We start from the raw sequence: 18,739 nt of genomic DNA, 5'->3' as shown, positions 1-18,739 counted from the left end.
AGAATTCCTTTCCGTAGATGGTCGGCGACTGTACAGAACCCAAGCTGCTCCAGGGCCATATTTGAGTTTCTTGGGATTTCAGACAGAGCCTAGATCGGTTAAACCTCCATTAAAGTATTTTAAAGAAAAGCATCTAGCGTCTTCATTTGCAGCCAAGCGGGTTGCTGGCATCCTATGCGAATCATTCACAGCTGCAAACAGAGGTGTTTTATGCGGGCTATTATGAGCACTAAATGGAAGTTTATGTTACCGCTTCTCGGGCTACTCGGAGTGCTTAGCGGCTGCGCCGGACCAATGCCAAAAGCCAGTTCTGACGCGGCCTGGGTAAGCCTGAAAGAGGAACCAACAACCACCTTGATGGCGGAAAGTCTGGACGGCAAGCGGCTCAACGACGGGCGCTACTTCGAGGTACCCACAGGAAAACATACGTTAGGTGCGACGCTGTTCGTTGAAGGGGATGGCGACAGTAACGGATCTACATGCAACGCTAACATCAGCTACAACGATTTCAAACCAGGAAGACGCTATATGTTAGATGAAAGCAGTCTCGGCCACTCATATACACTGAACATTTATAACGCAAACGAGAAGCTGCTAGCGCATGTAGACAACATCACTTGCCCATTGGGATAAAAATTCAGAACCCTTCTTAATTAGCCGCCACAATAATAATAAAAGGGGCGACCCCCGAACCTCCAGCTCAACGAAACTCAGACTACTGCCACTATCCGCATCACAAAAAACTAAAACCTTAAATTCAGACCTCGATGCTCCAGAAGCTACGAACGACAACATTGTGCCTTTCATCTGGATGTGACTGGCAGGTCAAAATCTTCTCATTCTCCCTGCGGCTGAGTCTTGGCCAGACAAACTCAGCCGGCGGTGTCGCCGATCCGGATGCAGAGCTTCACCAAGCAATTTCCAGCCCATGCTCAGCGTTGTGATGAGTTGATCGCAATTGCCACTCACAGCCACCGACACTCAGCAGCAGCAGCAGCAGCTAACCGCAATCCAGCTTGAGCAGAATTTCCACCCCAAACAGATGCGGCTGGTAGCTCCATGATCGGGCAACAGGAACATGACAAATCGCGGTGGGGTAAAAAGTGGGGTAAAAACGCCAAGGGACAAGAATGCCTCAGGCATAAAAAAATCCAGTCACCGCTAAGTGACTGGATTCTTTGGAGTTTTTTGGTCGGGACGGAGTGATTCGAACACTCGACCCCTTGCACCCCATGCGCTTATTTAGTGTATTTTCCTGGAGTTACCTGGCCTGCCACGGAAAGCCTACAAGCTAGTAAATACGAGGCATACAGACTATATTACGTTCTATCTCTGTCCATCAGCATCCACCTATAGCCGGTCGATCCGGTGGGGCAAAAGTGGGGCAAAATTCCAAGGTGATCGACCTTGGCTAGGGGTAGACATTGGCAAAGATCACAGTGAAGCAACTCGAAGCACTCACACCCGCCGATGATGGCAAAACGCTCCGTGAAGAGGGTGGCCTGACCGCCAAAGTTCGTGCAGGTGTGCGCGGCGTTACAGCGCTGTTCCGCTACGAGTTCAAAATGGGCGGAGCCAAACGCGATCAGCGCCTAGGCAGCTGGCCCAAAAAATCCCTAGCGCAGATTCGTGCTGAGCGAGACGAAGTGAGAGCAAGCGTTACTAAAGGTATAGAACCCGCCATTGCCCGAAAGGCAGCTAAGATCGAAGCTCAAGCTGCGGTCGCCGCAACCATTGCTGAAGCCGAACGTCAGGCTGCAGAAAACAAGACGGTCACCGACCTTTTTGAAGAGTGGATGCGCGACGGGGTATCTCGCCAGGACGGCAACGCAGAACTGCGCCGCAGCTTTTCCAAAGACGTGCTACCAGCTATTGGCGATAAACCACTGCGAACCATAACTGAAAAAGATCTGCTCGCCCTCCTGCGCTCGATTAAAGCCCGCGGTCTAAACCGTACCGTCGTTATTCGCAGCAAGGACATCGGTCAGATGCTGAGATGGGCCGAGAAACGCAAGCCGTGGCGCACCCTGATGGTAGACGGTAATCCCGCCGACCTGATTGACGTCAATAAGCTACTTGATCATGACTATCAGGAGCAGCGCGATCGTCTTCTATCCGCTGACGAAATCCAAGAGCTGCAACAAATTTTCACTCGCTTGGTGTGTGAGTATGATGCCTTGCCCGCCGGTAAGAAATACTCCGGCATCCGACCTGTGAATTCCCGCGTGCAATGCGCAGTCTGGATCTGCCTTAGCACGCTCTGTCGCATTGGAGAGCTACTAAAATCCGAATGGCGACATGTCGATCTCGAGAACGGCACCTGGTTCATTCCAGCAGAAGCCACCAAAGGTCATAAAGGTAAACGGCAGGATCACCATGTATTCCTATCATCATTCGCGCTGAACCAGTTCAAACGTCTTAGAGAAGAAACAGGCCACACCCCGTTCTGCTTTCCCAGCAAAGACGAAAGCAGTCATGTGGATACCAAAACAGTCAGCAAGCTGATCGGAGACCGGCAATGCTGCTTCAAGAATCGCAGCAAGCCTTTATCTGGCCGGCATCACGACGACTCACTGGTACTAAGCCAAGGTAACAAGGGCGAATGGACTCCGCATGACTTGCGTCGTACAGGAGCGACCATGATGCAGGAGCTCGGTGTGACATTAGAAATCATTGATCGTTGCCAGAATCACCTGCTGGGAGGCTCAAAGGTACGCCGGCATTATCTGCATTATGACTATGCCAAGGAGAAAAATGAGGCATGGAGCATACTAGGGGATCGCCTTGAAACAATCCTTCGAGCTCCAACGGCTGAAATCTTATGAGAAACTAATCGGAGCGGGAAACGAGACTCGCATCGGGCCTGCGAGCCGTTGAAATTTATAGGTTTTCAGCCATCCCTGAAACAGGGATGGCCTTGATTCTGGACTCATTTTTCGGGACAGGCAAGTGACCTGGTCTGCGGATAATCGGGCCATCCGGCTCAATGGAAGAAATTGACGCCCACCATAATTGCCTTGCTCTGGGATTCTCGCAATGTGAATGAGAGTGAATTCGATCGTGATTGATGACCTACAGTAACCCCTGATTGCCCTCTAGCCGAACCAGATGAATGGCAAAAGCCCTGCAGTGGTAATGCACGAGCAACGGTTACGCACCCATCATGAGTCAGTTTCTAGAAAGACTATCTCAGATTTCAGTGACACTTCTGAAACATCACACTAGACAGTTAGCGAAACCTTGCGTAATGCTGAGAAAAGGTAAGGAAAATCCCTTCAGTTCTCCAGAGCAACCACACACGACCCTACTCGAGGCTAAGATCACAGGAAAATTCACTAACGAAAACGAATTCAACCAATAATCCTTCTAAAAAAATATCAAAAAAAAGTTTTACGTTGACGCCATCATACTCTGGTAGCAAGTATTGCCCTGCATTAGCCGGCTTTATGCCTCGGCGCCGTCAAAATCAAGCGAGCAACTTATCACCAAGGAAGTGTGCACTGAGATGCTTTCGTGTGCTGCAATATTTCTACGCCTGCTATTTGCTAACCAAGGAAGAACTATCAGCAACCAGCATACGGGCTCTACTTTATCTCTACATCGTTTGTTCAGCTTTGGTGTTTACGCCTTTTATTGACCTGACTCGTTGAGTAGGTGCGGAGAGCGCCGGCTATATAGACGTGCTTTATCCAATCTGTGCCAGCTATCTGTCGGTGACGCTCGGCGAAACCACCTACAGCCTGTCCATGGCCCTAGGCAGTGCGTTGGTGGTTCTGGGCAGTCTCATCAACTTTAAGTGCTGTTATAATCCTGTACGTAAAAACTGGAGCTCACCTGATGAATGGTTACTTAATTCGAGCAGCGACCTTAGATGATGCTGAGAACATATTTAGAGCTCACAAAGATTCGGTGGAAAATTTGTGCACTGCGGACTATAACGCCGAACAGATTACGATGTGGCTAGATGGCCGTTCAGCTGAGGCATATAGGGAGGCTATCGTAGCCGGGAACCTCTGGCTTGCGCAGGACGAAATTATCCAGGGTTTTGTTGAGATAGATGGTCATGAAGTCAGCAAGCTGTTCATTTGCGGCAGTAGTGCTGGGAAGGGAGTCGGTAAAGAGTTGCTTAGGCTGGCCTTGACGAAAATACGTAACGCCGGCTATGCAAAGGCATATCTCGAAGCAACCGTGACCGCCGAAAAATTTTACGAACATTTCGGCTTTCGCAAGGTAGGCGAAGGCAACTTTTCACGCGGAAATAGTCCTGTATCCATCGAAATAATTAAGATGGAATTGGACTTGTAATCAGCCTGAGGGGCAACCGCTCACAGCAGTCCGGTATTGATGCGTCTTCGAAGGCAACTGCCTCCGTAGGTCGGTCTTGCGCTCGAAGATGCATACAGGAAGACAGAACATGAGAGGGAAGCTACTTAAAGAAAGTGTCCTAGACCGCAACTTATGCACTCGGCGTGGTGGCTGCGGGCTTTTTTTCCATAACAGTTGATTCGCTTCGATGCGGATAGCGTTACGCCAGTCATAGATGTTGAAGCAGACCAATACCTAGGGTGCGATGAATGAAATGCCGTTATACCTAGGATTGCAGACTGGCACCGTCGCAGCGGAGCTACAGCTTTTCGGTCGAAAACGCAGTGCTGAATAGCGCTGGTTGGGCATTGCTCACAGCGCGCTGGGAGCAAACTCCAGCCGGCTGAAGCCTGGAATCTATGACTCGTCAAAAAAATGCCCCAGCAGTACCTCACCGGGGCCAAGTTCCATATGCAACCTTTAGTTGCTGCGGCCAGCTTCGAGCTCGGCTCGCAACATAATCACTGCCTGGACAATGGCTCGAGCGGTTGATAGCACTTTCACACCTGCAGGGCTGAGCGTCGTCCTACGTGACTCACTGTCAAATAGCTCCACCCCTAACTCTGCTTCCAGCGCGTTGAGATGTTTGCTGACCGCAGGCTGACCAATTCCCAACTGAGCGGCAGCGGCGCTTACTGTGCCGTGGTCGACAGTGGCCAGAAAGCTCTCCAGCTTATTGACGTTCATGTGCTTCACCCGGTCTTAGAGATCCAGCACGATAAGCGGGGACTTCGCACGAGACACGCACGCGGTCATGCAGGTGCTCTTTTCCGAGTCGTCGAGGATATAGTCTTGGTGGTCCACCTCCCCTTCCAAGTAGCGGATTTTGCAGGTTCCACACAACCCGGATTGACACGACGTCTCAACCGGATGCCCCGCATCTTGAAGCACCTGAGCAAGGTTCTCGTGCGCTTGAACGACGACTTCCTCACCGGTGCTGGCGATACGCGCTACGAACGACCCGTTGCTTTGCTCTAAACCAGTCTGCTCCGGGGCTTTGACCGGTGCCTTGAAATGCTCGAAATGGACTGTCCCGACAGGCCAGTGCGCGGCGGCTTCTTTACAGGCATTCATGAATCCGGCAGGCCCGCAGTAGTAAACATGGCAGCCATCGCTGGCGTCCTTGAGTAATGCAGTCAAGTCCAAGCGCTTGGAAGGATCCACCCCATCGAAATGCAGGATGACCTTGCCCTCTCCAATCAGATCTTCCATCTCTTCAGAGAACGCTGCGAACTCGGGGCCCCGGCAGCAGTAGTGGAGTTCATACTCCTGCCTGGCTAACTCCAAAGCATGCATCATGGACTTCATGGGAGTTACACCAATCCCACCAGCAAGCAGGATCGTTCTGCGCGCGTCCTTGCTGAGCATGAAGTTGTTGCGTGGCACGCTGACCCTGACGGTTTGCCCCACCCGCAGTTCATGAACTGCGATCGAGCCACCGGTACCACGCTCGTCCCTCAGCACGCCAATGACATAGCGATGCGGCTCGGCGGGCGAGTTGCTCAAGGAGTACTGCCTGACCATTCCATTGGGCAGATGGATGTCGATGTGCGATCCAGCGGTGAATGGCGGCAGCGCACCACCTTTTGGATCGACGAGTTCGTAGGAGTTGATCCCTTGGGCTTCGCGGGTAACCCGTCGGATCAACAGCTCCAGCAATGCGGGGTTGGGATTTGCTAAGGATGTCATCGTCATTCACCTCTCACCTGGGCACGGGGCCCTGGGCATACCAGGGCCCCGCTTTTTCTTATTGTTCTCTGAAGCTCTGTTCCAGTTGCTCGAACCGCGCGGTGACGAACTCGGCGCGCTCCTTGCCTTTGAGCTTGTCCGCCTCGGTAAGGATCGCAACGGCCTCACGGGCCAGTTTGCGACGGTTGATGACCTCCTGCTCCGGCGTTGCAGCCCTGGGCATGTTGAACACGTTACCGGTGCAGTAGCTGTTCGGCTCGCCTCCCATGTCACGCAACCATTGCGCGAAGCCTGCTGCCGCAGCCTGCGGGTTGCTGCCGCGAATGCCGTCACGCAGCATCTTGCGGAAGGCATAGAGGCCGGCGTCGAACTTGGTTGGGTTCTCCAGCGCGTGCACCGCGATCGGGCGCTGGCTGATGATTGCCTCGTAGTCGCCGGGTGCGTACTGGGCTTCCTTGTAGTTGTGCCGCTCACGGTGGTTGGACGGGATCGGCGGGATGTCGTCGATCTTGTACTTGCCAAAGCGCTCTGGACGGCGCATGGCGACCTGGCCTTCCAGGAAGTCGATGGTCTCGTAACCGACCATGCTCTTGTCACCCACACCACGGGTATCGATGCCAGGGCCCATGACACGCCAGCCGATCATCTTGGCGTTCTCGTCATCCACCGGCACTGTCCAGCGCACGATGTGGAAGCGGCTGAACAGTTTCTTCGCCGAACCGTCTTCCGAGGTGTACGCATGCAGGCTGAGGTTTGGCAACACCTGGTGCTGGATGCGCAGGAACATGCGGTCATCATTCACGCGCCGGGCGCCGGCACAGGCCAGGCTGCGGCCTTGGTGAACGGGGATGAACTGCATGTCGGGAGCAACTTCCATGGAGGCTGCGCCGACTTCGTCGAAGGTGGTGCCCTGGAAGTTTTCACCCACTACGTTCTTCGCAGAGTGCAAGGCCGTCGGGTGGAAATTGTCCGCCGCGTTGTCCTGAACCTGCAGCCAGTTGCAGTGCTGGAAGTTGCTGTAAGGCACCAGCTCGTCGCCTTCCATCACGGTGAAGTTCTGCTCCCATTCCGGGAACGGCGGCTCTTCATCCGGTGGGCCCATGTAGGCGAACACCAGTCCGTGACGCTCGAACGCCTTGTAAGCGCCCTGGCGGATGGAGCAGGCGTACTTCTCACCCTCTTTCTCTTCACCGGCAGGGAACGGCACATGCAGGCATGCCCCATCCACGTCGAAGACCATGCCGTGGTAGCAGCACTTGATGCCCTTCTCTTGAATCGCACCGTACTCCAGCGAAGCACCGCGGTGGCAGCAGTGGGCATGGAGCACACCAACCTGGCCGCTACCATCGCGGAACGCCACGAGTTCCTCACCCATGATTTTGAGGAAGCGAGGGGTATCGGTGAGTTCCAGCGACATGCAGACCGGGTGCCAGAAGCGACGCAGGTATTCGCCAGCTGGAGTACCTGGGCCGGTTTCAGTCAGCTCTGGATCGTGGTCAGGGGTTTTGTTGGTGTAGTAGCCACCGTAGGCGATCAGCTTCTTCGGAACGGCAGTGCCGCCGGCGCCACGTTGGTCATCATGCTTATCGAATTTCTCAGTCATTTTCATTGCCTCAGGCTTTATTGTCAGATACGGGATACGGTATTCGTACTCTGTATACATATTGTTCGAACGCAATGGTGCTACGGGTACTGCTTCAAATGCTAAGGGGCGTCAGTTGATGGATTTGTCGACGAGGGCGCCCGCCTTGATCCAGGGCATCATGTCGCGCAAGCGCTCACCAACCACTTCGATCTGGTGACGCTGCAGCAGGCTGCGCCGGGCAGTGAGCGTGGGATTGCCTGCCTTGTTTTCCAGAATGAAATCTTTGGCGTATTCGCCGTTTTGGATGCTGGTCAACAGCTCGCGCATCCTGTCCTTGGTTTCAGCTGGCACGATCCTCGGGCCGCTGACGTACTCGCCGAATTCGGCGTTGTTGGAAATGCTGTAGTTCATGTTGCCGATGCCACCTTCGTAGATCAGGTCGACGATCAGCTTGAGTTCGTGCAGGCACTCGAAGTAGGCCAGTTCAGGCGAGTAGCCACCTTCTACCAGCGTTTCGAAACCCAGCTTGATGAGCTCGACAGTGCCGCCGCAGAGCACCGCTTGTTCACCAAACAGGTCGGTCTCGGTTTCTTCGCGGAAGTTGGTTTCGATGATGCCGGCTTTACCGCAGCCGATGGCTGACGCATAAGCCAGGGCCAGCTCAACGGCATGACCAGACGTATTCTGCTCGACGGCAATCAGAGCGGGTACGCCATGCCCAGCTTGGAATGTCGAGCGGACGGTATGCCCCGGCGCCTTCGGCGCGATCATGATGACGTCCAAATCAGCGCGCGGTTTGACCTGCCCATAGTGGATGTTGAAGCCGTGGGCGAAGGCCAAGGTCGCGTTGCGACGCAGGTGCGGCTCGACCTGGGCTTGGTAGACCTCGGCGATTTGTTCATCAGGGATCAGCATCATCACCAGGTCAGCTTGCGCAGCCGCCTCGGAAACAGTGCTCACGGCCAGGCCTGCAGCCAGTGCCTTTTTGGACGATGCCGAGCTCTGACGCAACCCGACAATGACATCGATTCCACTGTCACGCAGGTTTTGAGCGTGTGCATGCCCTTGCGCACCGTATCCGATGATCGCCACGCAGAGTCCCTGGAGCAGGCTCAGGTCGGCATCTTTGTCGTAGAACAGCTTCATATTGGTGAGACCCTTTTGTTTTTGTGTTCAGGATTTCGCACTCTGTACTCTGTATACAGAGTTCACAGTCTTGACCTACACTCAGAGCTAGTCAAGGAAAATTTGAATGTCTGAGGAGAACGTGGACAATGCAGCTCTCACTGAAGGAAGCCGAGGCTCGGCAAGGTCAAGCAATGACAAGCACACTCAAGCGAATCCAATCACGTACTGACTACGTTGATGAGGTCTACAAAGCCCTGCTCGACGCAATCAGCGATGGCTCGCTTGCACCAGGGGCAAGGCTGACGCAGGAAGAGATCGCCGAGCAGATGAACATCTCACGGTCGCCAGTGCTGCAGGCCTTGAGACTGCTCAAGAAGGATGGCCTGGTTCAGGACGCTCCAGGTCGTGGTCTGCTGGTGACACCGCTGACGACAGACTCCATCCGCAACCTCTACCTGATCAGGGGAGCCCTGGATAACCTGGCAGCCAAGATGGCCGCGGCGCGCAAAGTTCCGCTCGATCCTGCATTGATCAAGCGTGGTCGCAAGGCGTCCCAGGGCAAGAACATCAAGGAAATGATCGATGCCGACGTGGCCTTCCACAACGCGATCTACGAAGCCTCTGGGAACCCGCTGATCGCGCAAAGTGCGCAGGTCTACTGGGTGCATTTGCGTCGAGCCATGGGTGCAGTGCTGCAGTCTTCTGGCCAACGCGATGCCATTTGGGATCAGCATGAGGGAATCGCCAAAGCGATTGCGGCGGGTGACGTGGAGGCGGCGGGCGCGCTGACTGATGTCCATACAACGCAGGCGAGAGAAAACTTGATCGACCGACTCGGTCATCTGCTTTCGCAAGCGTGAAACAGGCGCCCGGGAAACCGGGCACCCGCTTCGAGTGGCTTATCGGTTGACTACAGATTTAGGCATTGCAAGGCAGATACACGCGGCAAAGGTCAGAGATCCAGCGATGCAGTACAGAGCCAGGTCGGTGGATGAAGTCGCATCCTTCACCCAACCGATCATGTACGGGCTGACAAATCCGGCCAGACTGCCGATAGAGTTAACCATCGCAATGCCGGCAGCCGCTGCCGCTCCCCCCAGAAATGCAGGAGGCAGGCACCAGAATTGGCATAGCCCGGTCATGATTCCCATCGTCGCCAATGACAAGAAGACAAGAGAAACGGTTGGGTTGCCGGCTGTGAGCGTGCTCATCACCAAGCCGAACGCCCCCAGCATTGCCGGCAAGGCTGCATGCCAACGGCGCTCCTTGTGGCGATCGGCACTACGACCGGTGTAGATCATCGCAGCCGTGGCGAATGCGTACGGGATCGTGGTGAGCAGAGAGACCGTTGAAGCCTCCTGGATACCGGAGCTCTTGATCAAGGACGGCAACCAGAAGCTGACGCCGTATAACCCCATCATGAACCCGAAATAGCCCGAGCTGAGCACCCATACCCGCTTGTTCCTGAAGGCGCCGAACACTGAATGGACTTCCTTGGTCCCGCCCTCCTTTTCCAGGTTGCGCTTCAAGGTTTCCTTGTCACTCGGCGATAACCACTTGGCATCATCGATCTTGTCTTGCAGGTAGAACAGCACGACCACACCCGCGATGATGGATGGCAGCGCCTCCAGGAAGAACAACCATTGCCAGGCAGAGTGCCCCATCCAACCGTGCGTGGAGGCCATGATCCAGCCCGACAGAGGGCCACCGACCACCCCCGCCATAGGGATCCCGGTCATGAACATCGCTGTGATCTTGCCCCGGCGAGACGGTGGGAACCAGTAGGTGAGGTACAGAATGATGCCAGGGAAGAAACCTGCTTCGGCGAGACCCAACAGAAAGCGCAGAACGTAGAACTGCATCGGCGTCTGAACGAAGATCATGCTGGCCGACAGGATGCCCCAACTGATCATGATCCGGGCAATCCATCGCCTTGCGCCTACCCGGTGCAGAATGATGTTGCTGGGCACTTCAAACATGAAGTATCCGAGAAAGAATATACCAGCACCAAGACCATAGATGGTTTCACTGAACTTCAACTCATCCAGCATCTGAAGTTTGGCGAACCCGATATTCACGCGATCCAGATATGCGAACACATAGCAAACAAATAGAAAGGGAATAAGTCGCAAGGCTACACGGGTATACAACTGGGACTCAGCGGCTGAATCCTGGACGGCATAAGGTGCCTCTAGAGCATTAGACATGATGCCAATCTCCGAATGATTTTGTATTTGTTGTAGGCGGGCCGTGCAGCAGCGCCGTTCCAGGTTCGGCGCTGCAGAGGTGGGTCAGGAGAACATGTCCGGCTGTTCTGCCACGAGTTGGTCGTAAAGGGGTTGGAAGTGAAGCCAGCCGATGAAGGGACTACCCACATTCTCACGGCTGTAACGGCAGCGCTCCGGCGTCACCAACTTGGGCGTGATCCCACTGGCCTCGATCAGCAGTTGCTGCTGGCAGCACCGCTCCAAGGCGATGAACCAGAATGCCGCCTCATCGATACTGTGCCGGCTGGCCGTGAGCAGGCCGTGATTTTGGTGAATTACGGCACGCACATCCTTGAAGTATTCGCTGACCGACTTGCCCGCCTTCGCCTCAACTGCAACGGCGCCGGCTTCAGCGGTGATTACCACGTGATCTTCAAAGAACACCGCTGCGTCCTGGGTAATCGGCGGCAACGGGCGCCCGGTGGCAGACCAGGCTCCGCCGTAGATAGTGTGCGCATGGCACATGGCGACGATATCGGGGTGCGCTTCGTGGACAGCAGCGTGCAGCACGAAGCCAGCCCGGTTGATCGCGTAGTCGCCTTGGACGACCTTTCCTTCGTGATCCGCGAGGATCAGATTGGACAGCTTCACCTGCGAGAAATGGACGGCCATCGGGTTTGTCCAGTACAGTTCCGGGAACTCCGGATCGCGAACGGTCAGATGACCGGCGAAACCGTAATCAAGACTATGTTTTGCAAACGCCCGGCAGGCTGCAACAAGATGTTTCTTCCGATACTGCCGCTCTTCTTCAAAACACTTGAAGCCTGGCATCTCCGGAAAGATCAGTCCCTGCTGTTCAGGTTGATAGACCGAAATGCGGCGCTTTTCGTTGGATGCTGGTTCAATTCGCAGCAAGGGATCCATAATGCCAACCTCATCTTTTATTGTTGTTGGAGACCCATAGTTGACTTTAGGCGTATGGATTGACAAACGAAGGCTTTTCACCCAAGGTTGAATTAAATTTAGCCTAATCAAATAATAATGAGAAAGATTCCCAACTTCGCCGCTATCAAGGCTTTTGAGGCTGCTGCTCGCCTGGAAAGCTTCGTCGCTGCTGCTGACGAATTGCACTTGTCTCCCTCCGCCGTCAGTCACCAGGTGAGAAAACTTGAGGCTACTTTGGGCATGGAGCTGTTCAAACGACAGCCGCGCTCGGTCGAGGTAACGATCCAAGGTCGTGCCCTAGCTCAGCGTCTCACCACAGCCCTCGACGGCTTGGAGTCGGCACTGTCGATGTGGATGCCCAGTGCGGAGCAGCTGCAGCTCGCCGTCCATTGCGCACCTAGCTTTGCCTCCAAATGGCTCTCGCCTCGTTTGGCACGCCTGGTGAGTGAGCCAAACCCTCTTCACATCCGTTTGACCTCCAGCGCTACGGCCCCCGAGCTCACCCGGCACGAGGAGATCGACATCGCGATCACCTACGGTGCGCCGATCCAGCGCGTCGGCGTAATTTCCGAGCCCTTGGGCCTGGAAACTATCGCACCCTTGAGCTCACCGCGTTTCTTCGACGCATCTGAAACGCTTAAACCTCGCTCGCTCAAGCCGGGATCGTTGATCGACTCCCAGCTCAGCCCTGTGCGATGGAGCGACTGGTTCCGACATGAGGGCGTGGCTGAACGATCGGACTTGGGAGGGCTCTCCTTCGACCGCGCGGCTCTCGCTCTCTCAGCCGCAGCAGATGGGCTTGGCATTGCTTTGGAATCTACCCGCCTGGCGGAGAATGAGCTGCGTCAAGGCTCACTGGTGGTATTGAACGGGCATATGCCTGCGTTGCAGCGCGAGATGCATTTCCTCTGCTATCGAGGATCGATGAGAGGCAGCCGCAAGATTGAACGGTTCAAGGAATGGATCATGAGCCAGATCAACGAGGCGTGAAGCCTCTGCCCTTCCCCGCTCAAACTTGAGTCACGGCCAGGCCCCTCAAGTGCCTGCCACTCCAGCGTTCATCCAGATCATCAGGCCTGTCAGGGTCGCCAGGGAACCCAAGGTGGAGATCAGGATGGTGCGGGAGATCAACCCAGCCTCCCGACGATAAAACTCTGCCAGCATGAAAGGCCCGGTGCCGGTCGGAAGCGCACTGAGCAGCACCGCAGAATTTGCCCACATCGATTGAAGCGTGAACACCTTGAACGCGAGGAACCACGTCAGCAACGGCTGCCCCACCAGCTTGATGGTGACAAGGGGCCAAGGGCTGCTTTTGCCCGCAGCCGACTTGACCGTTTTCTGGCCGAGGAACAGGCCCAGAGAAATGAGCGCACAGGGCGTGGTTGCTGTTGCCAACATATCGAGAAAACTCAGGACAGGGTGAGCCAGCGGAACCCCTGTCATGGCCCAGGCAGCACCAGCGATGGGCGCGATGACCAAGGGATTTTTCGACAGTGCCTTAACGACGACGGCTATCGCTTTGCCGATATGCCGCTCCTCCTGCAAGCCAACCTCAATGCAAATGACCACAACCGCGAACAGGACACACACCACAATGAGCGTCGAAATGAGCGCGGGCTGAAGGCCTGGATGGCCAAAGACGATGGCACAGAGCGGAATGCCAATGTAGCCGGTATTGGCGTAACCAGCGCTTAAGCCGTCGATGCTGGAGCTGGCAAGGCTATGCCCAGTGCACAGTCGCCAGACCAGCGTCCCTGCAAAAATTGCCAAGGTGCCGGCACCGAAGGAAATGATGAAACCAGGTTGCCAGATTTCAGCCCATGAAGCGGTCGCGGTCACCTTGAACAGCAAGGCAGGTAAGCAGAGCCATACCACCATTTTGTTGATCTCGGAGGCAGCTTGGTCTCCAAGTCGATTCGTCTTTCGGCAAATAAATCCAGCGAGGATGAGAGCGAAAATAGGTAAAACGATAGCGAGAACGGTGTACATGACTTCCACAATGACGAGGGTTTTGGGCCTGCATAGATTAGAATCGCCAACCAATGCAGTCCAATGACTATGAAGTAGTCGATTGATACCTCCGGAGCATCAATGATCGAACACCGTCACTTGCGCTATTTCCTGGCCCTGGCTGATCTACTTCATTACGGCAGGGCCTCTGCACAGGTGAACGTGGCCCAGTCCTCGCTAAGCCGCCAGATTGCAGACCTGGAATCCCAGCTTGGGTGCCAGCTCTTTGTGCGCACCTCTCGTTCAGTTGAACTGACCTCGGCTGGTCTAGAGTTTCAGCGCAGCGCGCAACTGGTCATGCAGGCTATGGATTCGGCGATTCGCTCCACCCAGGCCGTGGCCCGAGGTGAGAAAGGAGCGCTGCGCATCGCATTCACGTCCATGATCGCCTGGTCTGGTTTGCCCAAGCTGATCAAGTCCTACGCCGATAGCGCACCCGGCGTAAATCTGGAGCTGAGCGAACTGATCCCAAGTGCGTTGATGAAAGCCGTAGAGTCCGGAGAATGCGATATCGGCCTCACCTTCGAGGCAACGGTTCAGCCTCCATACCAATACCGAGAGCTGCAGCGTGAGTCGCTGAGCATCGCCGTTCCAGCTGATCACCGCTTGGCGCACCAGAAGGTGGTAACCGTCAAAGACCTTATCGATGAACCCTTCATCTTGAGCCCACGCGAAACTGCATCGGCGCTCCACGACGGCATCGTCCAGCTGTGCCGACAAAACGGCTTTGAGCCCCGTGCTCGGATGTATACGCAGCTCCAAGGGACGATCGTGAACCTGGTTGGAGAAGGGCTAGGTGTCTCGATTATTCCAACTGCTATGTCGAAGTCGAACCCAGAGTCAGTTCGATTCGTACGGATCGACGATGCCCCCGAGCTGGCTCTGGGAATGGTTTGGAACACCACCAACTCGAACCCTTGCCTCTCTGCCTTCATTCAGTCTGTGGACGCCCGCATCGACGAGACATGATCGAGTACGAGCGCCGACTCTGATTCGCTAGTGGTTCACCACCCCTTTCGGCATTGATAGGCAGACCACTGCAGCACAAACCAACGCCGCTGCGATGCAGTACAACGCGATGCTGGTCGATCCCGTGGAGTCCTTCACCCAGCCGATCAGATAAGGGCTTATGAAGCCCGCCAAGTTACCGATCGAGTTGATCATCGCGATACCGGCAGCTGCTGCGACCCCGCTCAGAAACGCGGGTGGGTAGCACCAGAACTGACTCATGGCAGTCATGACGCCTATGGCTGCGATCGAGAGGAAGCCGACCGTCAGGAGGGGATTCTGCTCCGTAGTGGTAGCAAGCACCAAACCCATCGCGCCAATCACTGCCGGCACCGCCGCATGCCATCGACGCTCTAACACGTTGTCGGAATGTCGGCCAGTCATGACCATCGCAATCGTGGCCAGTGCATAGGGTATGGTGGTCAGCAGCGAGACTTCAGCAGCGCTCTGAACGCCCGAGTTTTTGATGAGCGATGGCAGCCAGAACGTGATCCCATTCAAGCCCATCATCACCCCGAAGTAGCCTGCGCTCAGCAGCCAAACTTTAGGGTTGGTGAACGCGCTGAATGCGGAATGTCCGTGATGCGGCTGGGCTTCTCCCTGAAGGTTGCGCTTGAGAAGGGCCTTCTCCTCTTGGGTGAGCCACTTGGCATCATCGGGATTGTCACGCAAGTACACCAAGACAACGAAGCCAGCGACGATCGAGGGTATCGCTTCAAGGGCGAACAACCATTGCCAAGCTGAGAAGCCGTGCCAGCCGTGAGTGGTCGACATGATCCAGCCGGAAAGTGGGCCACCCAATACCCCCGCCATCGGAATACCCGTCAGGAACATCGCGGTGATTTTTCCCCTCCGGGAGGAAGGGAACCAATAGGTCAAATACAAGATGATGCCGGGGAAGAATCCAGCTTCTGCTACGCCAAGAAAAAACCGGAGGGTGTAGAACATGGCAGGCGTCTGTACGAACACCATGCAGGCCGACAACACGCCCCAACTGACCATGATGCGAGCGATCCAGCGGCGGGCGCCGACCTTGTGCAGCATCATGTTGCTCGGCACCTCAAAGATGAAATAGCCGAAGAAGAAGATCCCTGCCCCCAGCCCGTAAACGGTTTCGCTGAACTTCAGTTCGTCCAGCATCTGCAGCTTCGCGAAACCCACGTTCACCCGATCAAGGTAGGCGAAGACGTAGCAGAGAAAGAGAAATGGGATCAGTCGAAGGGTCAAGCGCGCGTACAGCTTTGACTCGTCCGGGGTGGAACGCGAATCAAGGACGCAGGCAGCATCAAGAGCAGTAGGCATCTGCCTATCTCCAGTCATTGTTATTGTATGGTGTCAAAGAAGAGGCGCCGCCCTGACGGGCAGCGCCAGAGTATTTACGAGAACATATCAGGCTGTTCAGCCGCGATTTTGTCGTAGAGCGCCTGGAAGTGCAGCCAGCCAATGAACGGGCTACCGACGTTCTCACGGCTGTAACGGCAGCGCTCCGGCGAGACCAGTTTCGGCGTGATGCCCGATGCCTCGATCAGCAGCTGCTGCTGGCAGCAACGCTCCAACGCGATGAACCAAAACGCAGCTTCGTCGATGCTGTGTCGGCTCGCAGTCAGCAGGCCGTGGTTCTGGTGAATGGCGGCTCGTACGTCCTTGAAGTAGTCGCAGACTGCATTACCGGCCTTGGTTTCCACCGCGACGGCGCCGGCTTCAGCAGTGATGACCACGTGGTCTTCGAAGAACACAGCAGCATCCTGGGTGATCGGAAGCAGCGGGCGCCCGGTCGAGGCCCAGGCACCACCGTAGATGGTGTGCGCATGGCACATGGCAACGATGTCCGGATGTGCCTCGTGCACCGCAGCGTGGAGTACGAAACCGGCACGGTTGATGGCGTACTCGCCTTGCACCACTTTGCCCTTGTGATCAGCCAAGATCAGATTAGACATTGTGACCTTGGAAAAATGGACGGCCATCGGGTTCGTCCAATACAGCTCCGGGAACTCGGGATCGCGCACGGTCAGGTGGCCGGCAAAGCCGTAATCAAGACTGTGCTCAGCGAATGCGCGGCACGCAGCTACCAGGTGCTTCTTGCGGTACTGACGTTCTTCTTCGAAGTTCTTGAACTCAGGGATCTCGGGAAAGATGAGCCCTTCCTGCTCAGGCTGATAGATCGAAATGCGTTTCTTCCCGCCTGCAGTTGGGTCAAGTTTGAGTACCGATTCCACGATTACCACCTCTGGTTATTGTTTGGGGTGGTGCCATGGTCTAGATCAGAGATGGCAGTGACAAACGATCCGTTTTCAGGCAAGACTCAATAAAATTCAGCCTTAGGTTTTTTCACCTTCAGGCTGCCGCTGAATCTTGAATCGAGGGAGAACGTGCCCAGCTATACGAGAACGCGACCTTAAGCTCCGCTTCAGTCAGAGGTCGTGCCAGCAAGGCCTGGTTTCTAGGGCGGGTCTGCCGCCCAATCTAGTAAGGTGCGCAATTCAGCCTGAACCAACATGCCCAGACGCTGGAGGCACGGGCGGAGCTGATTGCTAAGTTGAACGCCTTCCACCTGTGGTATGACGAGCTGCTGTCACGGATGCTACCTATGGTGGCGTTCGAGGCACGGCACAATGTGCCACCGGGGTCGGGAATGGAGCAATGGATGGAATGGCGCCGTTCAGCTACCCATTCAAACTTACCCAGCAGCCGGCCAAGTTGGTACCTTATGGGTTTACCCGCAAAGGTTTACCGGTTGGGCTGCAGGTGGGGTGACGGGACGCTTCGCCGATGAGCAGGTGATGCGGGTGTGCAAGGCGTATGAGCAGCATTTTCCGACCACGCATTTTCATGCGCCTATAGTGTGCTAGCTTGAGCAGCCTGCCGCTGAATAGATCTCGCGGCAGGCAGTATCAATTACCCCTCAGGCTTCGCGCATTGTCTCTGGCAAAGAAAGCCGAGGTTACTTGCAACTGCGCCTTGGCATTAAGGGTGAGCGTGCAGCTCGGCACGCACGTTGCGCACTTGCTCCGCCGTCACTGTCGAGGCCTGGTTCGACCAGCCCTGGCGCAGGAAGGTTGCCAGTTCGGCCACTTCGGCATCGTCCATACGCTCGGCAAAGCCGGGCATCGGCAGCACCGAAGGCGCACGCTCGGTCGACGGCGTCGCCGCGCCGGCGAGGATCACGTGCAACAACGCATCGGCATTGGCCGCATTGACCACCGAAGCGCCGTCCAGACGCGGGAATACGCGCTCTGCACCCTGACCGGAAACAAAGTGGCAAGCACCGCAGTTGTCGATGTACAGCCGCTCCCCCAGGGTCAGGCCCTTGGCCGCGGTCAGCTTGGCGGTGGTCGCCGCGCTGCGGTCGGCCTGCTGTTGGTACGCAGGGCCATTGGCCGGTGTCAGCGATTTCAGGTAAGCGGCCATGGCCTGCAGGTCTGCATCGCTCATGTGCGAGGTGCTGTTGGCGATCACGTCGGTCATCTCGCCAGCCACCGAGGCCTTGGCGTTACGGCCGCTGCCCAGGTACTCGACCAGCTCTTCCTCGCTCCAGTGCGGCATGCCGCGCAGGGCCGGGACGTTCCAGCCGTTCAGCTCGGCACCGGTAAGGTAGCCGCTGGCCGAATCGTCCAGGCCCTTCTCCTGCATGGTCAGAGCGCGAGGGGTGTGGCACGAGCCGCAGTGGCCCAAGCCTTGGACGAGGTAAGCACCACGGCTGATCTGAGCATCACCGCCAACGACCGCAGCAGTTGCCTCGGGCGCCGGCGAGAACAGCGCGCGCCAGTAGGCCAGCGGCATGCGAAGCGACAGCGGCCACGGA

Annotated in this window: 16 protein-coding genes and 2 pseudogenes; 8 read left to right on the top strand and 10 right to left on the bottom strand. The window is 55.9% G+C overall.

Annotated features, from left to right (window positions below):
* Positions 1-222: 222 nt before the first annotated feature.
* From ACFY9W_RS28170 to ACFY9W_RS28160, 3 genes are all read left to right on the top strand, one after another.
* Positions 223-633 carry a hypothetical protein gene (locus tag ACFY9W_RS28170; protein WP_391137848.1) on the top strand — a complete coding sequence of 137 codons (411 nt, stop codon included), beginning with the start codon at positions 223-225 and terminating at the stop codon, positions 631-633.
* A 791-nt stretch (positions 634-1,424) separates the two neighbouring features.
* The gene (locus ACFY9W_RS28165) at positions 1,425-2,825 is read left to right on the top strand and encodes a tyrosine-type recombinase/integrase (RefSeq protein WP_391137845.1); all 1,401 of its coding nucleotides are present in this window, start codon (positions 1,425-1,427) and stop codon (positions 2,823-2,825) included.
* A 1,012-nt stretch (positions 2,826-3,837) separates the two neighbouring features.
* Positions 3,838-4,305 (top strand): GNAT family N-acetyltransferase, encoded by a 468-nt coding sequence (locus ACFY9W_RS28160; protein WP_391137842.1) that lies wholly within the window; start codon positions 3,838-3,840, stop codon positions 4,303-4,305.
* Between the two features lie 480 nt (positions 4,306-4,785).
* On the opposite strand, the gene ACFY9W_RS28155 is transcribed toward ACFY9W_RS28160, so the two are convergent.
* The 4 genes from ACFY9W_RS28155 to ilvC all read right to left on the bottom strand — a co-directional run bounded on the left by ACFY9W_RS28155 (position 4,786) and on the right by ilvC (position 8,785).
* Positions 4,786-5,052, bottom strand: coding sequence for a LysR family transcriptional regulator (locus ACFY9W_RS28155; protein ID WP_391137839.1), 267 nt, complete (start codon positions 5,050-5,052; stop codon positions 4,786-4,788).
* 15 nt (positions 5,053-5,067) lie between these two features.
* Positions 5,068-6,060: a 2Fe-2S iron-sulfur cluster-binding protein gene (locus ACFY9W_RS28150; RefSeq protein ID WP_391137836.1), complete on the bottom strand. Its 993-nt coding sequence runs from the start codon at positions 6,058-6,060 to the stop codon at positions 5,068-5,070.
* A 52-nt stretch (positions 6,061-6,112) separates the two neighbouring features.
* Positions 6,113-7,657, bottom strand: a complete 1,545-nt coding sequence (locus ACFY9W_RS28145) for a Rieske 2Fe-2S domain-containing protein (protein WP_110741256.1) — start codon at positions 7,655-7,657, stop codon at positions 6,113-6,115.
* Positions 7,658-7,768: 111 nt separating this feature from the next.
* Entirely contained in the window at positions 7,769-8,785 is a 1,017-nt protein-coding gene (gene ilvC / locus ACFY9W_RS28140; RefSeq protein ID WP_391137833.1) for a ketol-acid reductoisomerase, read from the bottom strand.
* A gap of 128 nt (positions 8,786-8,913) precedes the next feature.
* Between ilvC and ACFY9W_RS28135 the strand changes: the two genes are divergently transcribed.
* Positions 8,914-9,627, top strand: coding sequence for an FCD domain-containing protein (locus ACFY9W_RS28135; RefSeq protein ID WP_391137830.1), 714 nt, complete (start codon positions 8,914-8,916; stop codon positions 9,625-9,627).
* Positions 9,628-9,666: 39 nt separating this feature from the next.
* Here ACFY9W_RS28135 and ACFY9W_RS28130 read toward each other — a convergent pair whose 3' ends face one another.
* Together ACFY9W_RS28130 and ACFY9W_RS28125 are read right to left on the bottom strand one after the other, a co-directional pair.
* Complete coding sequence (locus tag ACFY9W_RS28130) at positions 9,667-10,974, bottom strand: MFS transporter (RefSeq protein ID WP_391137827.1); 1,308 nt, start codon at positions 10,972-10,974, stop codon at positions 9,667-9,669.
* Positions 10,975-11,058: 84 nt separating this feature from the next.
* Positions 11,059-11,898, bottom strand: a complete 840-nt coding sequence (locus tag ACFY9W_RS28125; RefSeq protein ID WP_391137824.1) for a class II aldolase/adducin family protein — start codon at positions 11,896-11,898, stop codon at positions 11,059-11,061.
* 117 nt (positions 11,899-12,015) lie between these two features.
* Here ACFY9W_RS28125 and ACFY9W_RS28120 point away from each other — a divergent pair.
* Positions 12,016-12,153: pseudogene (locus tag ACFY9W_RS28120) on the top strand (LysR family transcriptional regulator); the annotation flags it as partial.
* Positions 12,154-12,159: 6 nt separating this feature from the next.
* On the top strand, positions 12,160-12,909 hold the full coding sequence (locus ACFY9W_RS28115) for a LysR substrate-binding domain-containing protein (protein ID WP_391137851.1): 750 nt from the start codon (positions 12,160-12,162) through the stop codon (positions 12,907-12,909).
* A gap of 45 nt (positions 12,910-12,954) precedes the next feature.
* Here ACFY9W_RS28115 and ACFY9W_RS28110 read toward each other — a convergent pair whose 3' ends face one another.
* Complete coding sequence (locus ACFY9W_RS28110) at positions 12,955-13,908, bottom strand: AEC family transporter (protein ID WP_391137821.1); 954 nt, start codon at positions 13,906-13,908, stop codon at positions 12,955-12,957.
* A gap of 102 nt (positions 13,909-14,010) precedes the next feature.
* On the opposite strand from ACFY9W_RS28110, the gene ACFY9W_RS28105 reads away from it, so the two are divergent.
* Positions 14,011-14,898, top strand: coding sequence for a LysR substrate-binding domain-containing protein (locus ACFY9W_RS28105; RefSeq protein ID WP_391137819.1), 888 nt, complete (start codon positions 14,011-14,013; stop codon positions 14,896-14,898).
* Between the two features lie 27 nt (positions 14,899-14,925).
* Here the strand turns inward: ACFY9W_RS28105 and ACFY9W_RS28100 are convergent, their stop codons facing one another.
* Both ACFY9W_RS28100 and ACFY9W_RS28095 read right to left on the bottom strand, forming a co-directional pair.
* The gene (locus tag ACFY9W_RS28100; protein WP_391137816.1) at positions 14,926-16,239 is read right to left on the bottom strand and encodes an MFS transporter; all 1,314 of its coding nucleotides are present in this window, start codon (positions 16,237-16,239) and stop codon (positions 14,926-14,928) included.
* 74 nt (positions 16,240-16,313) lie between these two features.
* A complete protein-coding gene (locus tag ACFY9W_RS28095; RefSeq protein WP_391137813.1) occupies positions 16,314-17,153 on the bottom strand; it encodes a class II aldolase/adducin family protein in 840 nt (279 codons plus the stop codon).
* 254 nt (positions 17,154-17,407) lie between these two features.
* On the opposite strand from ACFY9W_RS28095, the pseudogene ACFY9W_RS28090 reads away from it, so the two are divergent.
* Positions 17,408-17,786, top strand: a pseudogene (locus ACFY9W_RS28090) (amidase family protein); the annotation flags it as partial.
* A 115-nt stretch (positions 17,787-17,901) separates the two neighbouring features.
* Here the strand turns inward: ACFY9W_RS28090 and ACFY9W_RS28085 are convergent.
* Positions 17,902-18,739 (bottom strand): c-type cytochrome (locus ACFY9W_RS28085; RefSeq protein WP_391137810.1); only part of this gene is annotated, 838 nt, incomplete at its 5' end.

The organism is Pseudomonas sp. NPDC008258, from assembly GCF_042956345.1.
GTDB lineage: Bacteria > Pseudomonadota > Gammaproteobacteria > Pseudomonadales > Pseudomonadaceae > Aquipseudomonas.
The sequence above is the reverse complement of the archived record's forward strand: the minus strand, read 5'-3'. Positions and strand labels throughout refer to the sequence as shown.

What these genes read in the sequence shown, in the direction of transcription:
- ACFY9W_RS28130 (WP_391137827.1), bottom strand. Translation starts at nt 10,974, where the DNA reads ATGTCTAATGCTCTAGAGGCACCTTATGCCGTCCAGGATTCAGCCGCT.
- ilvC (WP_391137833.1), bottom strand. Translation starts at nt 8,785, where the DNA reads ATGAAGCTGTTCTACGACAAAGATGCCGACCTGAGCCTGCTCCAGGGA.
- ACFY9W_RS28110 (WP_391137821.1), bottom strand. Translation starts at nt 13,908, where the DNA reads ATGTACACCGTTCTCGCTATCGTTTTACCTATTTTCGCTCTCATCCTC.
- ACFY9W_RS28155 (WP_391137839.1), bottom strand. Translation starts at nt 5,052, where the DNA reads ATGAACGTCAATAAGCTGGAGAGCTTTCTGGCCACTGTCGACCACGGC.
- ACFY9W_RS28150 (WP_391137836.1), bottom strand. Translation starts at nt 6,060, where the DNA reads ATGACGATGACATCCTTAGCAAATCCCAACCCCGCATTGCTGGAGCTG.
- ACFY9W_RS28170 (WP_391137848.1), top strand. Translation starts at nt 223, where the DNA reads ATGAGCACTAAATGGAAGTTTATGTTACCGCTTCTCGGGCTACTCGGA.
- ACFY9W_RS28125 (WP_391137824.1), bottom strand. Translation starts at nt 11,898, where the DNA reads ATGGATCCCTTGCTGCGAATTGAACCAGCATCCAACGAAAAGCGCCGC.
- ACFY9W_RS28115 (WP_391137851.1), top strand. Translation starts at nt 12,160, where the DNA reads ATGGAGCTGTTCAAACGACAGCCGCGCTCGGTCGAGGTAACGATCCAA.
- ACFY9W_RS28135 (WP_391137830.1), top strand. Translation starts at nt 8,914, where the DNA reads ATGCAGCTCTCACTGAAGGAAGCCGAGGCTCGGCAAGGTCAAGCAATG.
- ACFY9W_RS28105 (WP_391137819.1), top strand. Translation starts at nt 14,011, where the DNA reads ATGATCGAACACCGTCACTTGCGCTATTTCCTGGCCCTGGCTGATCTA.
- ACFY9W_RS28160 (WP_391137842.1), top strand. Translation starts at nt 3,838, where the DNA reads ATGAATGGTTACTTAATTCGAGCAGCGACCTTAGATGATGCTGAGAAC.
- ACFY9W_RS28145 (WP_110741256.1), bottom strand. Translation starts at nt 7,657, where the DNA reads ATGACTGAGAAATTCGATAAGCATGATGACCAACGTGGCGCCGGCGGC.
- ACFY9W_RS28100 (WP_391137816.1), bottom strand. Translation starts at nt 16,239, where the DNA reads ATGCCTACTGCTCTTGATGCTGCCTGCGTCCTTGATTCGCGTTCCACC.